13 protein-coding genes are annotated in these 14510 nt (G+C 69.5%); 12 read left to right on the top strand and 1 reads right to left on the bottom strand.

Annotated features, from left to right (window positions below; all coding sequences use genetic code 11):
- Positions 1-116 precede the first annotated feature (116 nt).
- The 12 genes from BSE24067_RS22450 (at position 117) to BSE24067_RS22505 (ending at position 13467) form a co-directional block, all read left to right on the top strand.
- Positions 117-389: a UBP-type zinc finger domain-containing protein gene (locus BSE24067_RS22450; protein WP_151064279.1), complete on the top strand. Its 273-nt coding sequence runs from the start codon at positions 117-119 to the stop codon at positions 387-389.
- A 157-nt stretch (positions 390-546) separates the two neighbouring features.
- On the top strand, positions 547-1029 hold the full coding sequence (locus tag BSE24067_RS22455; RefSeq protein ID WP_151064280.1) for a VOC family protein: 483 nt from the start codon (positions 547-549) through the stop codon (positions 1027-1029).
- A 1-nt stretch (position 1030) separates the two neighbouring features.
- On the top strand, positions 1031-2254 hold the full coding sequence (locus BSE24067_RS22460; protein WP_151064281.1) for an FAD binding domain-containing protein: 1224 nt from the start codon (positions 1031-1033) through the stop codon (positions 2252-2254).
- Between the two features lie 73 nt (positions 2255-2327).
- A complete protein-coding gene (locus BSE24067_RS22465) occupies positions 2328-2693 on the top strand; it encodes a DUF485 domain-containing protein (RefSeq protein WP_151064282.1) in 366 nt (121 codons plus the stop codon).
- Positions 2690-4375: a cation acetate symporter gene (locus tag BSE24067_RS22470; protein ID WP_151064283.1), complete on the top strand. Its 1686-nt coding sequence runs from the start codon at positions 2690-2692 to the stop codon at positions 4373-4375. Before BSE24067_RS22465 ends, BSE24067_RS22470 begins: the two co-directional genes overlap by 4 nt.
- Entirely contained in the window at positions 4372-5529 is a 1158-nt protein-coding gene (locus BSE24067_RS22475) for an amidohydrolase family protein (RefSeq protein WP_151064284.1), read from the top strand. Before BSE24067_RS22470 ends, BSE24067_RS22475 begins: the two co-directional genes overlap by 4 nt.
- A 276-nt stretch (positions 5530-5805) precedes the next feature.
- The gene (locus BSE24067_RS22480; RefSeq protein ID WP_151064285.1) at positions 5806-7086 is read left to right on the top strand and encodes a c-type cytochrome; all 1281 of its coding nucleotides are present in this window, start codon (positions 5806-5808) and stop codon (positions 7084-7086) included.
- Positions 7083-7583: a (2Fe-2S)-binding protein gene (locus BSE24067_RS22485; RefSeq protein ID WP_151064286.1), complete on the top strand. Its 501-nt coding sequence runs from the start codon at positions 7083-7085 to the stop codon at positions 7581-7583. Before BSE24067_RS22480 ends, BSE24067_RS22485 begins: the two co-directional genes overlap by 4 nt.
- Positions 7583-9844 carry a xanthine dehydrogenase family protein molybdopterin-binding subunit gene (locus BSE24067_RS22490; protein ID WP_151064287.1) on the top strand — a complete coding sequence of 754 codons (2262 nt, stop codon included), beginning with the start codon at positions 7583-7585 and terminating at the stop codon, positions 9842-9844. Before BSE24067_RS22485 ends, BSE24067_RS22490 begins: the two co-directional genes overlap by 1 nt.
- 118 nt (positions 9845-9962) lie before the next feature.
- Positions 9963-10880, top strand: coding sequence for a LysR family transcriptional regulator (locus BSE24067_RS22495; protein ID WP_151064288.1), 918 nt, complete (start codon positions 9963-9965; stop codon positions 10878-10880).
- Positions 10881-11054: 174 nt separating this feature from the next.
- Positions 11055-12272 (top strand): MFS transporter, encoded by a 1218-nt coding sequence (locus BSE24067_RS22500; protein WP_151064289.1) that lies wholly within the window; start codon positions 11055-11057, stop codon positions 12270-12272.
- Between the two features lie 82 nt (positions 12273-12354).
- Positions 12355-13467 (top strand): alkene reductase, encoded by a 1113-nt coding sequence (locus BSE24067_RS22505; protein WP_151064290.1) that lies wholly within the window; start codon positions 12355-12357, stop codon positions 13465-13467.
- A 161-nt stretch (positions 13468-13628) separates the two neighbouring features.
- Here BSE24067_RS22505 and BSE24067_RS22510 read toward each other — a convergent pair whose 3' ends face one another.
- Positions 13629-14303 carry an HD domain-containing protein gene (locus BSE24067_RS22510; RefSeq protein ID WP_151064291.1) on the bottom strand — a complete coding sequence of 225 codons (675 nt, stop codon included), beginning with the start codon at positions 14301-14303 and terminating at the stop codon, positions 13629-13631.
- Between the last annotated feature and the right edge of the window lie 207 nt (positions 14304-14510).

Consider the following 14510-nt stretch of genomic DNA (forward strand, 5'->3'; position numbering starts at 1 on the left):
AACAATTAAGGCGCTGCCGCGCCGCGACGCCGCACAATGCCGCCTATCCGTCCCGCTTGCGGCATCGCGCCGGCCGCGCCGCAAGCATTGCTCCCGCGCCGGCACCGGAGCCCACGATGACCAACGCCTGTACGCATCTCGGCCAAGCGCGCGTGCTGCACACCGACAAGGACACCTGCGGAGAATGCGTGAAATCCGGCAGCCGCTGGGTGCATTTGCGGATGTGCATGACCTGCGGACATGTCGGCTGCTGCGATTCGTCGCCGAATCGGCACGCGAGCCGGCATTTCGGCGAAACCGGACACCCGCTCGCCAGATCGATCGAACCCGGCGAGCGCTGGGTCTGGTGCTATGCGGACGAAGTCGTGGCCGGCGAACTCCCGTCCTGACGCGCCGGCCGGCGCGATCGGCGCCGGTCCGCACGCGATGCGTCCCCGGTTCATGACCAAGGGTTAACACGGCTCGATCGCGGCTTTACGCTGCGCCGTTTTTCCGCCTAGAATTTATCGAACGATAACTTATCCTTCGATAAACAAGAGGTCCGCCATGCCTGTCTCGCGACTTGCTCACTATTCGATCCGTACGCCCGATCTCGAAAGATCGTGCGGCTTCTATGAACGCGTACTCGGTTTCAAGCGCGGCTACCGTCCGCCGTTCGACTTTCCGGGCGCGTGGCTCTACGCCGGCGACGACGAAGCCGACTACGGCACCGTCCACCTGATCGGCATCGACCCGGCCGATCCGCACGGGCTGGCAGCGTATCTCGGCGACAGGGCCGTGCCGGCGTCGGGCACCGGCACCGTCGACCACATCGCGTTCGTCGCGACCGGCGTCGAAGCGATGTGGCGCACGCTGCGTGCCGAGGGCATCGCATGGCGCGACCGCACCGTGCCGAGCCTCGGCCTGCATCAGGTCTTCATCGAGGATCCGTCGGGCGTGACGATCGAACTGAACTACCCGGCCGCCGAGGTCGCCGGCCTCGAGACGCCGCGCACGGCCGCGGCGGCCACTGCTGCCAATGGAGCGTGACATGAACACCCTTTCGACGAATCGCAAGGCCGCCATCGTCGGCGGCTCGCTGGGCGGGCTGTTCGCCGCGAACCTGCTGCTGCGCAACGGCTGGGACGTGGACGTGTTCGAACGCGTGCCCGATGCGCTGTCCGGCCGCGGCGCCGGCATCGTCACGCATCCGGAGTTGTTCGACGTGCTGCGCGCGGCCGGCGTGCGCATCGACGCATCGATCGGCGTGAACGTCGAATCGCGCGTGACGCTCGCGCAGGACGGCTCGCTCGCGTCCGAGCGGCCACTGCCGCAGACGCTCACCGCATGGAGCAAGATGTACCACGTGCTGCGTGCTGCGCTGCCCGACCAGCACCATCACGCGGGCGCGGTCGTCGCCGACGTGGCCGACGGCCCCGAACGCGCGACGCTCACGCTGGCCGACGGGTCGGTCGTGCACGCCGATCTCGTCGTCGCGGCCGACGGCTTCCGTTCGGCGATCCGCGAGCGATTGCTGCCGGACGCACGGCTGCAGTACGCGGGCTATGTCGCGTGGCGGGGGCTCGTCGACGAGCGCGAACTGTCCGATCGCACGCATGCGGCGCTGTTCGACCGGTTCGCGTTCGGCCTGCCGCCGCACGAGCAGATCCTCGGCTATCCGGTCGCCGGTCGGCACAACAGCACGAAGCCCGGCGAGCGCCGCTACAACTTCGTCTGGTATCGCGCGACCCGCGAGGACACCGAGCTGCCGAACCTGCTCACCGACGCGACCGGCAAGCTGTGGCCGGCCGGCATTCCGCCGACGCTGATCCGCCGCGACGTGCTCGACGACATGGAAGACGCCGCGCATGCATTGCTCGCGCCGCAGTTCGCGGAAGTCGTGTCGCGCGCCGCGCAGCCGCTGTTCCAGCCGATCTACGACCTCGAGGTGCCGCGCATGGCGTTCGGCCGCGTCGCGCTGCTCGGCGACGCCGCGTTCGTCGCACGGCCGCATTGCGGGATGGGCGTCACGAAGGCGGCCGGCGACGCGATGGCGCTCGTCGGCGCGCTGGCCGCGCACACCGATCCGGTCGACGCGCTGCACGCATACAGCGACGCGCGCACCGCATTCGGCGCCGCGATCGTCCAGCACGCGCGCCATCTCGGCGCATACATGCAGGCGCAACTGAAAGACGACACCGAACGCGCGATGGCCGAGCGCTACCGGACGCCGGAAGTCGTGATGCGGGAAACCGCCGTGCCGCCCCGATTCTGAACGCCGGCGCGCGCGTGCACGACGTGCCGCGCCCGCCGCATCGCGCCCTATCCGATACCGACAAGGAGACACCGTGAACCGCTCGATTACGGCCGCCGCCGGCCGCGCCCCCGATCTCGACCCCGACGCGCGCGCCGCGGCCGCGCATCCGCTGCTGCGCGATACGCGCTTGCGCCACCTCGTCACGCGCAGGAGGCGATTCGCGTGGTCGCTGACCGCCGTCATGCTCGCGCTCTATTTCGCGTTCATCCTGTCGCTGGCGTTCTCGCCGGCATGGCTCGGCCGGCCGATCGTGCCGGGCCGCCCGACCACGTGGGGGATTCCTGCCGGCTTCGGCATGTTCGTCGCGACGTTCGCGCTCGTCGCGCTGTACGTATGGCGTGCGAATTCGGTGCACGACGCGCGCGTCGCGTCGCTTCGCGACGGAGGCGGTCAATGAAGCGCATCGTTTCCGTCATCCTGGCCGCGGCCATCGCGTCGGCCGCGGCGGCGGCGTGCGCGGCCGGCGCCGCGCCGCTCGCGCACGCGCACAATCCGGTCGCCATCGGCATGTTCGTGCTGTTCGTCGCGTCGACGCTCGTCATCACGCGCTGGGCGGCCCGCCAGAACCACAGCGTCGCCGATCACTACGCGGCCGGCGGCCGCATCACCGCGTTCCAGAACGGCTGGGCAATCGCGGGCGACTACATGTCGGCCGCGTCGCTGCTCGGCATCTCGGCGCTCGTGTTCACGAGCGGCTACGACGGGTTGATCTATTCGGTCGGCTTTCTCGCGAGCTGGCCGATCATCCTGTTCCTGATCGCGGAGCCGTTGCGCAATCTCGGCAAGTACACGTTCGCCGACGTCGTGTCGTACCGGCTGCAACAACGGCCGATCCGCGCGTTCGCCGCGTCGAGCTCGATCGTGATCGTGCTGCTCTATCTGGTGTCGCAGATGGTCGGCGCCGGCAAGCTCGTCGGGCTGCTGTTCGGGCTGAACTATACGGTCGCGGTGGTGATCGTCGGCGTGCTGATGGTGATCTACGTGTTCTTCGGCGGCATGCTGGCAACCACGTGGATCCAGATCGTCAAGGCGGTGCTGCTGCTCGCCGGCGCGGCGTTCATGGCGCTCATGGTGCTGAGCCGCTTCGGCTTCAGCCTCGACGCGTTGTTCGCCCAGGCGCAACGCGTCCATCCGCAGCACGCGGCGATCATGCGGCCGGGCGGCCTCGTGTCCGACCCGGTGTCCGCGGTGTCGCTCGGCCTCGCGCTGATCTTCGGCACGGCCGGCCTGCCGCATATCCTGATGCGGTTCTTCACGGTTCGCGACGTCGGCGCGGCGCGCAAGAGCATTCTTCATGCGACCGGCATCGTCGGCGTCGGCTATGCGCTGATCATCGTGATCGGCTTCGGCACGATCGCGCTCGTCGCCCCGGACCCGCGGTATCACGACGCATCGGGCGCGGTCGCCGGCGGCGCGAACATGGTCGCGATCCACCTCGCGCATGCGGTCGGCGGCAACCTGTTTCTGGGGTTCATCTGCGCGGTCGCGTTCTCGACGATTCTCGCGGTGGTCGCCGGGCTGACGCTCGCCGGCTCGTCCGCGATCTCGCACGACCTTTACGCGAACGTGCTGCGCCGCGGCCGCGCGACCGATCGCGACGAAATGCGCGTCGCACGCGCGACGACGCTGGTGCTCGGCGTGCTCGCGATCGTGCTCGGCATCGCGTTCGAGAAGCAGAACATCGCGTTCATCGTCAGCCTGACGTTCTCGATCGCGGCCAGCTCGAACTTCCCGGTGCTGCTGCTCTCGATCTACTGGCGCGGCCTGACGACGCGCGGCGCGGTGGCCGGCGGCACGGTCGGCCTCGTCACCGCGGTCACGCTTACCGTGCTGAGCCCGACCGTCTGGGTCCAGGTGCTGGGCCACGCGCGCGCGCTCTATCCGTACGAATATCCGGCGCTGTTCTCGATGGCCGCGGCGTTAGTCGCGATCGTCGCGGTGTCGATCACCGACGGCTCGGCCCGCGCGCGGCGCGAACGCGCGCTGTTCGACACGCAGCTCGTCGAATGCGAGCTCGGCATCCTGCCGCGCCATGGCGCGCGCGAACACGACAATCACGACCTGGAGACGATCCGATGACCTGTTCCTGCTGCATGTCCCCCGCGCGGCGCCGCGTGCTCGGCGCATTCGCCGCGCTCGCGGGCTCGGCCGTTACCGGACGCACGGCGTCGGCAGCGCAACCGGCTTACGCATCGCCGGCGTCGCCCGCATCGGGCGATCCGTCCGCGTCGGCGGCGCTCGCTGCCCGCCGCCCGCGCGCGATCGACATCCACTCGCACTACTACCCGGAAAGCTTCTGCGATCTGGTCGGCGGCGAAGGCAAGCGGTTCGGCGGCGCATTCGCGTGCGACGACACGACGTTCACGTTCCGCACGCCGGCCGGCGGCCTCGGGCCGCTGCCGATGAAATTCATCGACGTCGATGCGCGGCTCAACGACATGGATGCTTCCGGCGTCGACGTGCAGGCGCTGTCGCTGAGCGTGCCGATGGCGTACTGGGGCGACCGGCCGTTCAACGCGAAACTCGCGCGCACATGGAATACGGCCGCGTCGCGCGTGCATCAGCGGCATCCGGCGCGCTTCGTCGTCCTCGCGACGCTGCCGATGCTCGATGCGACCGACGCGATCGACGAGCTCGAGCGCGCGTCGGCGCTGCCGGGCGTGCGCGGCGTATACATGGGCACGAACATCGACAACCGCGACCTCGACGATCCGCGGTTCGCGCCGGTGTTCTCGCGCATCGAGCAGCTCGGGCTGCCGGTGTTCCTGCATCCGCAGCAAACCGTCGGCGGCGCGCGCCTCGGCGATTTCTACTTGAGCAACCTGCTCGGCAACCCGTTCGATACGGCGATCGCAGGTTCGCACCTGATCCTCGGCGGCGTGCTCGATCGTCACCCGGCGTTGCACTTCACGCTGCCGCATGCGGGCGGCGCGCTGCCGATCGTCGCCGGCCGCCTCGACGCAGGCTGGACCGTGCGGCCGGAAACGCGCCGGCTCGCGCAAAAGCCGAGCAGCTATCTGCGGCGCTTCAGCTACGACACGGTGTCCCATTCGGCGCCGGTGCTGAACTTCCTGATCGAGAACGTCGGTATCGACCGCCTCGTGCTCGGCAGCGACTATTGTTTCGACATGGGCTACGAGCAGCCGGTGCGTTTCCTGGATCGGTTGAACCTCCCCGCCGACCAGCGCGCGATGGTGCTCGGCGGCAATGCCGGCCGGCTGCTGCGGATCTAGCGCATGCGTGCCGCGCGCAACCGCGTCGGGGCCGGACGCCGTTCAGAACGTTTCAGCCCCGCTTCAGGAAATGACGCCGACGTCTGCGTAGACTGGCTGCATGAGCGAGCGCACGGGCCAGGCGCCTGTGCGCCATTTCGATTGCCGGAGTGACGACTTGAATCCTGTTGCCCATCACCACCACGCTGCAACGCGTTCACGCCCGTGCCGGCCGACGCGGGACGGCCGGCACGCGCATCGCGCAACGTGCGGCGCACCGCTTCGCGTGGAGCGCACATGAAGCACAAACGACTCTGGTTCGGCGTGGCCGGCGCCGCGGTCGCGGGCCTCGCGGTCGCGATCGGGATCACGGTCCGGCCCGCGATCGCGCCGATCGATCCGCCCGCCGCCGCGTCGTTCGATCCGCAGCTGGTGCGCGCCGGCGCGCGGGTCGTCGCGCTCGGCGACTGCATCGTGTGCCACACCGCGAAGGACGGCAAGCCGTTCGCGGGCGGCCTGCCGCTCGCGACGCCGTTCGGCACGATCTATGCGACCAACATCACGCCGGATCCGGACACCGGCATCGGCCGCTGGTCGCGCGACGCATTCGCGCGGGCGCTGCGCACCGGCATCGGGCGCAACGGTCAGCCGCTCTACCCGGCGTTTCCGTACGTTCACTTCACGCGGATGTCGGACAACGACATCGCCGCGGCCTATGCGTACCTGATGACGCGCACGCCGGTTCGCGCGACGACGCCCGCCAACGACCTGATGTTCCCGCTGAACTTCCGGCCGCTCGTGGCGTTCTGGAACGTGCTGTTCCTGCAAGAAGGCGCGTATCGGCCGGATCCCGCGCAGTCCGCGCAATGGAATCGCGGAAAAATGCTCGTCGACGGGCTCGGCCACTGCGCGTCGTGCCACTCGCCGCTGAATGCGATCGGCGGCGAGCAACGCGGCCGCGCATTCGACGGCGGGATCGTCGACGGCTGGGAAGCGCCGCCGCTCAATACGCTCGCGCAGGCCACGCGGCCCTGGACCCAGGCGCAGCTCGTCACGTACCTGCGCACCGGCCGCGCGAGCGAGCACGGCGCGGCGGCCGGGCCGATGCTGCCGGTCACGCGCGACCTCGCGACGGTGCCGGAGGAGGACGTCGACGCGATCGCCGCGTACATCCTGTCGATCCAGAAGCCGGCGAACGCGCGTGCGGCCGCGAATCCGGTCGAACGCGCCGCGACGACGCCGGCCGCGCAGCGCGGCGCGGTGCTGTTCCAGGCGTCGTGCGCGCAGTGTCACGGGCCGGCCGCGCCGATGCAGTCGATCGGCGAGCGGCCGACGCTTGCGTTCAGCACGGCGGTCAACGCGGCCACGCCGCGCAACGCGATCCAGATGATGTTCAACGGCATCGGCTGGCATGGCGAGGACACGCTGAACTACATGCCGTCGTTCATCGACCAGTACGACGACGCGCAGATCGCCGATCTCGCCGCGTACGTTCGCGAGACCTATACCGATCGTCCCGCATGGTCGGGCGTCGACGCGCTGGCCGCGAAGCTCAGAAAAGAGGATTCCGCACGATGATCACCCTCACCGTCAACGGCGTGCGGCACGCGCTGGACATCGATCCGTCCACGCCGCTGCTGTACGCGCTGCGCAACGACCTGCACCTGCATGGCGCGAAGTTCGGCTGCGGCCTCGGACAATGCGGCGCCTGCACGGTGATCGTCGACGGCAAGCCGACGTTCTCGTGCCTGATGCCGGTGGCCGCGGTCGGCGCGCGCAACGTGCGCACGATCGAGAGTCTCGGCAGCGCCGAGCATCCGGGCCCGCTGCAGCGCGCGTTCATCGAGCATCAGGCCGCGCAGTGCGGATACTGCATCGCCGGGATGATCATGCGCGCGCAGGCGCTGCTCGAGCGCAATCCGCAACCGACCGAACACGAACTGCGCACGCACATGGAACCGAACCTGTGCCGCTGCGGCACGCACATGCGGATTCTCGCGGCCGTGCGCTCCGTCGCCGGGCTCCCGGCGCCGGAACCCGCTTCCGCTCCCGTCACGATCAGCAAGGCACTGTGATGAATTCCCACGACGACATCGACGAAGGCCGCCGGCACTTCATCGTCTCCGGCGCGCTGTTCGTCGCGTTCAGTCTCGCGCCTGCGTCGCGCGCGGCCGCGCAGCTCGTGATCGCCGACGAAGGCGCGGCCGTGCACGTGGCGAAGGCCACGCAGGCGCTCGCCGGCAGCCTGAAGACCAATCCGCTGCTCGACGCGTGGATCAAGATCGCGCCGGACGGTAAGGTCACGGTGTTTACCGGCAAGGTCGAGCTCGGCACCGGCGTGCGCACCGCGCTGCTGCAGGTGGCCGCCGAAGAACTCGACATGAAGCCGTCGCTGATCACGTTCCTGACGGCCGACACCGGCGCGTCGCCCGACGAGGGCTTGACCGCCGGCAGCCACACGATGGCCGACAGCGGCTCCGCGCTGCTGAATGCGGCCGCGCAGGTGCGCGCGCTGCTGGTGGAAGGCGCCGCGAAGCGCTTCGGCGTCGATCCGCGCACGCTGACGACCGCCGACGCGGTGATCAAGGCGCCCGACGGCCGCACGATGACCTACGGCGACGCGATCCGCACGGTCGACCTGCACCGCAATGCGGCGCCGACGTCGCCGCTGAAGAACCCGGCGACGTTCTCGGTGATCGGCACGTCGCTGCCGCGCGTCGACATCCCGAACAAGGTGACGGGCGGCGTCAGCTACGTGCAGGACATGCAGCTGCCCGGCATGCTGCACGCGCGCGTCGTGATGCCGCCGGTGTATGACGCGAAGCTGCTGTCGTTCGACGAGGCCGCGATCCTGAAGCTGCCCGGCGTCGTGCGGATCGTGCGCAACGGCAGCATGCTCGCGGTGGTCGCGCAGGGCGAGTGGCAGGCAGTGGTCGCACAGCGCGCGCTCGCCGCCGGCTGCCGCTGGTCGCCGGGCCGCAAGCTGCCCGAGCGCGGCACCGTGCACGCGGATCTGAAGCGGATCGCGACGCAGCGCATCGAGATCGCGAACACGCATGCGGCCGCCGCGCCGGCCGTGAAAACGCTGAACGCGACGTTCCTGAAGAACTATCTGCTGCACGGGTCGATCGGGCCGTCGTGTTCGGTCGCGCATCTGGAGAACGGGACGATGACCGTGTGGACGCACTCGCAGGGCGTCTATCCGCTGCGCGACGCGCTCGCCGAGATGCTGTCGATGCCGAAGGCGAGCGTGCGCTGCATTCACACCGAAGGGTCCGGCTGCTACGGCCACAACGGGGCGGACGACGCGGCCGCGCATGCGGCGCTGATCGCCGCCGCGATACCGGGCAAGCCGATTCGCGTGCAGTGGATGCGCGAACAGGAACACACGTGGGATCACTTCACGCCCGCGATGGTGACGGAGGTCAGCGCATCGCTCGATGCGGGCGGCCGCATCGTCGACTGGAACTACGCGTTGTGGAGCAGCTCGCACAACGAACGGATCGTCAACGCCGGCCGGCTGCTGCCCGCGCGGATGCTGGAGCCGCCGTTCGTGCCCGCGCCGTCGACGCCGATGCTGCAACCCGAAGGCGGCGCCGACCGCAACGCGATCCCGCTGTATGCGCTGCCGAACCAGCACATCGTCAACAACTTCTCGCCGACGATGCCGCTGCAGACGTCCGCGATGCGCTCGCTCGGCGCGCACACCAACGTCTGGGCGATCGAAAGCTTCATGGACGAGCTCGCGCACGCGGCCGGCGTCGATCCGGTCGAATTCCGGCTGCGCCACATGGAAGACCATCGCGCGCGGCAGGTGATCCAGCTCGCGGCGGCGCGCTTCGGCTGGCCGCGGCCGCCGCGTGCGCGCAACCGCGGCGTCGGCTTCGCGTTCGGCAAGTACAAGAACCTGATGGCGTACGTCGCGCTCGCGGTCGAGGTATCGGTCGTGCCGGAAACCGGCCACGTGACGCTCGAGCATGCGGAAGCGGCCGTCGACGCCGGCCAGGTCGTGTCGCCGGACGGCATCCGCAACCAGATCGAGGGCGGCATCGTGCAGGCCGCGAGCTGGACGCTGTACGAGGCGCTGAAATACGACACCGAGCGGATTCGCAGCTTCGACTGGAGCAGCTATCCGATCCTGCGCTTCTCGGCCGCGCCGCAGAGCGTGAAGGTCCATCTGGTCAATCGCCCCGGCGCGCCGTTTCTCGGCGCGGCCGAGGCGTCGATGGGGCCGACCGCGGGCGCGCTGGCCAACGCGATCTTCGACGCGACCGGCCAGCGCATGCGTGAAATGCCGTTCGCCGGCGACGCACTGAGAAAGCGCATCGACGCATAGCGGTTCGCTCGGCCCCGCTACTCGACACCCGACATTTGATACTCGATACTTGCTGCCCGACAAGCGCGCGCCGGCATACGCCGGCGCCGCAACCCGACAGGCTGGAGCTTTCCCGACGATGGATACCTTGCTTTCGATGCGCGTGTTCACGCGCATCGTCGAAACCGGCAGCTTCACGCGCGCGTCGGACACGACCGGCCTCACGACACCGCGCGTGTCCGCGCTGCTGAGCGCGCTCGAACAGCATCTCGGCTGCCGGCTGCTGAACCGCACGACGCGCCGCATCTCGCTGACGGAGGACGGTCAGGCGTACTACGAACGCTCCGTCGCGGTGCTGCGCGAGATCGACGACATGGAGGCATCGGTGTCGCAGGCCCGCAACGTGCCGCGCGGGCGGCTGAAGGTGAACCTGCCGCCGGCGATGGCGAAGCAGGTCGTGGTGCCCGCGCTGCCGGCGTTCCTCGACGCCCATCCGGGGATCATGATCGAGCTCGGCGTGACCGACCGGCAGATCGACCTCGTCGGCGAAGGCGTCGATTGCGTGGTGCGCATCGGCGCGCTCGACGACTCCGGGATGATCGCGAAGCGGATCGGCAGCCTGACCACCTGCACGTGCGGATCGCCCGCATATTTCGCGCGGTTCGGCGAGCCGGAGACGGTCGACGATCTCGCGCAGCACGTCGCGGTCAGCCACATCTCGGCCGATACCGGGCGGCCGCGCGTGTGGGACTACGTCGTCGACGGGGAGCCGCGCATCGTGCAGATGTGCGGCACGGTCGCCGTCAACGATGCGGACAACTACATCGAATGCGGCGTCGCCGGGATCGGACTGATCAAGACGTCGCTGTATCTGGTCGAGCCCTACTTGAAATCGGGCCGGCTGCGCGAAGTGCTGACGGACTTCAACGCGCCGGCGCGGCCGATCTCGGTGCTGTATCCGCCGAATCGCCACGTGCCCGTCAAGCTCAAGGTGTTCGTCGACTGGCTCGCGGGCCTGTTCGAGCAGATTCCGACGTTGCAAGGCAAGCGCGGCTGAACGCACGCGGCACCTTTGCGTGCCGCGCAACGCTGGATTGCGCGGCGGCTCGCTTCCGATTTTATCGGTTGATCAATAGTATTGACGGCAACGCGGTGCACCGTCACGCGCCCGGGCGAACGCAATGCCGGCGCGGCGACGGTGTCCGACTTCCCTCTTCTCCAGGAGCCGACCATGTCAGCAGATTCCACGCCGCTCGCGCCGCCCGCGCACGGCACCAAACTCACGCAGGGGCTGATCCTGCTGTTCGCCTTCAGCTGCGGCGCGATCGTCGCGAACCTGTACTACGCGCAACCGATCATCGAGCTCATTGCGCCGGGCCTGCACATGTCGGGCGGCACGGCGAGCCTGATCGTGTCGTTGACGCAGATCGGCTATGCGCTCGGCCTGTTCTTCATCGTGCCGCTCGGCGACCTGCTCGAGAATCGCAAGCTGATGATCGTGACGGCCGTCGTGTCGATCGCGAGCCTCGCGGCGGCGGCGCTCGTGCGCACGCCCGGGCTCTTTCTCGCGATTTCGCTGCTGATCGGCTTCAGCTCGGTGGCCGTGCAGATTCTCGTGCCGCTCGCCGCGCACCTCGCGCCCGATCATTCGCGCGGCCGCGTCGTCGGCACGATCATGAGCGGGCTGTTGCTCGGCATCCTGCTCGCGCGCCCGCTGTCGAGCGTCGTGGCCGACGCGTTCGGCTGGCGCTTCGTGTTCGCGGCCGCCGCCGTGCTGATGACGCTCGTGACGGCCGTGCTCGCGCTGACGATTCCGTCGCGCCAGCCCGACCATCGCGCGACCTATTTCGAACTGATCGGCTCGCTGCTGCAGCTGGTTCGCACGATGCCGGTGTTGCGCCACCGCGCGCTCTACCAGGGCCTGATGTTCGCGTCGTTCAGCCTGTTCTGGACCGCGGTGCCGGTCGAGCTCACGCGTCACTATGGACTGTCGCAATCGGCGATCGGCCTGTTCGCGCTGGTCGGTGCGATCGGCGCGACGTCGGCGCCGGTGGCCGGCCGGCTCGCCGATGCCGGCCACACGGTGCGCGCGACGCTGATCGCGCTCGTCGCCGGCGCGCTGTCGTATGCGGTGGGGTTCGTGCACGGCGCGGGCCTTTACGGGCTCGTCGTCACCGGGATCGTGCTCGACTTCGCGGTGCAGATGAACATGGTGCTCGGCCAGCGCGAGATCTACGCGCTGCACGCGGCGAGCCGCAACCGGCTCAACGCGTTGTACATGACGAGCATCTTCGTCGGCGGCGCCATCGGCTCCGCGCTCGCGAGCCCGCTGTACGAGCATGGCGGCTGGCCGCTCGTCGCGACGGTGGCCGGCGCATTCCCGGTCGTCGCGCTCGCCCACTACCTGCTGGTCGGCCGGCCGCACGCGCAACGTCACGCGATCGGCTGAACCCGCTCGATTTCACCCGTCGAACCGGTTCGTTCGCGGGGCGCGTTACCGCCCCGCTCCACGTCAACGAAAGGAGTCCACCATGTCTTCCCTGCTCAGTGCCTACGACCTGCGCGGCCTCGCGCTGCCGAACCGCGTCGTGATGGGGCCGATGACGCGCTCGCGCGCACCGTCGCGCGGCCTGCCCACCGAACTGATGGCCGAGTATTACGCGCAGCGCGCGTCGGCCGGCCTGATCGTGACCGAGGCGACCAACGTCAGCGCCGCATCCGCCGCGTTCGAGCTGACGCCGGGGCTCGTCGACGATGCGCAGGCGGACGCGTGGAAGATCGTCACCGATGCCGTCCACGCGCAAGGCGGACGCATTTTCGCGCAGCTGTGGCATGGCGGACGCGTCAGCTCGCTGACGCTGCTCGGCGGCGCCGCGCCGCTGTCGCCGTCCGGCGTGAACGACGACCTCGAACAACTGCAGGTGTGGGCGCAACTGCAGAACGGCTACTACACGAAGATTCACGCGACGCCGTCGCGCGCGATGACGACCGATGAAGTCGTCGCGACCGTCGAAGAATTCCGCCGCGCGGCCGAGCGCGCGATGGCGGCAGGTTTCGACGGCGTCGAGATCCACGCGGCCAACGGCTATCTGCCGCACCAGTTCCTGTCGTCGACGCTGAACCGCCGCGACGATCGTTACGGCGGCTCGGTCGCGAATCGCGCGCGCTTTCTGGAGGAAATCGTCGATGCGGTCGGCGGCGTGATGCCGCTCGCGCGCGTCGGCGTGCGAATCTCGCCGTACGCGAAGTACAACAACGTGCGCGACGCCGATCCGGACGCGACGTATGCGTACGTCGGCCGGATGCTCGACGAAGCGGGCGTCGCCTATCTGCACGCGGCCGACACCAACGGCTGGAGCGGCGAGCCCGATTTGCCGCGCATCGTCGAGCATGCACGGCAGTCGTTCCACGGCACGCTGATCGTCAACGGCGGCATCTCGCCGGACGCGGCGAACGCGCTGATCGACGCAGGCGACGCCGACCTCGTCGCGTTTGCGCGCGCGTATATCGCGAATCCGGACCTCGTGGAACGCATCGCGATCCGCGCGCCGCTCGCGGAGCCGAAAACCGTCGGCTGGTATGGCGGCGATCGCGCAGGCTACGTCGACTATGCGCGGCACGACGCGGCGCAGGCGCACGCGTGAGCCGTGCTCGTATCGCGCAACGAGCGGTACGTGCGGCGCCGCGTCGCGATACCGCGGATTGCGCGGCGCGTTGTGCTGGCACTTGCGCTGCCGGTCGCGCGGCCGGTCGTGCTACTGGTCGCGCTGCCGCACGCCGCCCGCCGCACGCCCGCGCGGCGCGATCACGCGTCGGTCCACCGCGCGCCGAGCACGCGCCCGCAGAAGTTCGGCCGATGGAAATCCGGGTCCGCGCGTTCGAGCACGTCCGCACTCCATGTGCCGAACGTCGACAGCGGCCGATGCTCGACGCCGCGCGCGACCGTCGCGAGGAACGTTTCGCGAAAGCCGCTGCCGCGCGGGTACGCAGCCAGCAGCGCGGCGCGCTCATCGGCCGTGTATGCGTCGAAATCGGTCGCCATCAGATCCGTCGACACCGCGCAAGCCAGCGCGCGAGCGAGCGGCGACGCGCGAGCGGCCACCGCCGGCGTCGTATGCAACGCAATCGCATGCCAGACGTCGTCGCGCATGCGCCGCGACCGGCGATGCCGCAGCAGCAGCGCGTGCGCGGCATCCGCGCCGTCGAGTTCGTAGCGTTGGGTCGAACGGCAGTACGCGTGGCTGAGGCCCATGTTCGCGTACATCGCGGCGACGTACAGCGCGTCGGCATCGCACGTGTCGCCCGCACGCCGCGCGGCGAGCGACGCGAACACGAACACCCGGGCCGCATGATCGGCAAGCGCGGCAGGCAGCGACGCGCGAACCGCATCGGTCGCCTCTGCCGCAACGGGCGTGCGCGGAATGCGAACGCCGGCCACTTCGTCGCCGGTGGCCGGAGCGCGCGGGTGCGCAGCATTCATCGTGTCTCCTTCATGCCCCGCGCACGGGGCGGAAAATCGTTCAATCCGGTGCGCAACCGCCACTGCGCAGCATCTCGCGCCGGCACGCGCCGGCTAGAAGGCGATGCAGCGGCGACCGAATGCGGCGCAGCCGTCGGCGGCCGCGCTCGCCGCCGGGTAGCGCGGCCGTGCGAAGCGGCGCTCGCGGCCGCGCGCACGGCACGCGTC

The sequence above is a fragment of the Burkholderia latens genome, from assembly GCF_902499045.1.
Taxonomy (GTDB): Bacteria; Pseudomonadota; Gammaproteobacteria; order Burkholderiales; family Burkholderiaceae; genus Burkholderia; species Burkholderia latens.

What these genes read in the sequence shown, in the direction of transcription:
- BSE24067_RS22450 (WP_151064279.1), top strand. Translation starts at nt 117, where the DNA reads ATGACCAACGCCTGTACGCATCTCGGCCAAGCGCGCGTGCTGCACACC.
- BSE24067_RS22455 (WP_151064280.1), top strand. Translation starts at nt 547, where the DNA reads ATGCCTGTCTCGCGACTTGCTCACTATTCGATCCGTACGCCCGATCTC.
- BSE24067_RS22460 (WP_151064281.1), top strand. Translation starts at nt 1,031, where the DNA reads ATGAACACCCTTTCGACGAATCGCAAGGCCGCCATCGTCGGCGGCTCG.
- BSE24067_RS22470 (WP_151064283.1), top strand. Translation starts at nt 2,690, where the DNA reads ATGAAGCGCATCGTTTCCGTCATCCTGGCCGCGGCCATCGCGTCGGCC.
- BSE24067_RS22475 (WP_151064284.1), top strand. Translation starts at nt 4,372, where the DNA reads ATGACCTGTTCCTGCTGCATGTCCCCCGCGCGGCGCCGCGTGCTCGGC.
- BSE24067_RS22480 (WP_151064285.1), top strand. Translation starts at nt 5,806, where the DNA reads ATGAAGCACAAACGACTCTGGTTCGGCGTGGCCGGCGCCGCGGTCGCG.
- BSE24067_RS22485 (WP_151064286.1), top strand. Translation starts at nt 7,083, where the DNA reads ATGATCACCCTCACCGTCAACGGCGTGCGGCACGCGCTGGACATCGAT.
- BSE24067_RS22490 (WP_151064287.1), top strand. Translation starts at nt 7,583, where the DNA reads ATGAATTCCCACGACGACATCGACGAAGGCCGCCGGCACTTCATCGTC.
- BSE24067_RS22495 (WP_151064288.1), top strand. Translation starts at nt 9,963, where the DNA reads ATGGATACCTTGCTTTCGATGCGCGTGTTCACGCGCATCGTCGAAACC.
- BSE24067_RS22500 (WP_151064289.1), top strand. Translation starts at nt 11,055, where the DNA reads ATGTCAGCAGATTCCACGCCGCTCGCGCCGCCCGCGCACGGCACCAAA.
- BSE24067_RS22505 (WP_151064290.1), top strand. Translation starts at nt 12,355, where the DNA reads ATGTCTTCCCTGCTCAGTGCCTACGACCTGCGCGGCCTCGCGCTGCCG.
- BSE24067_RS22510 (WP_151064291.1), bottom strand. Translation starts at nt 14,303, where the DNA reads ATGAATGCTGCGCACCCGCGCGCTCCGGCCACCGGCGACGAAGTGGCC.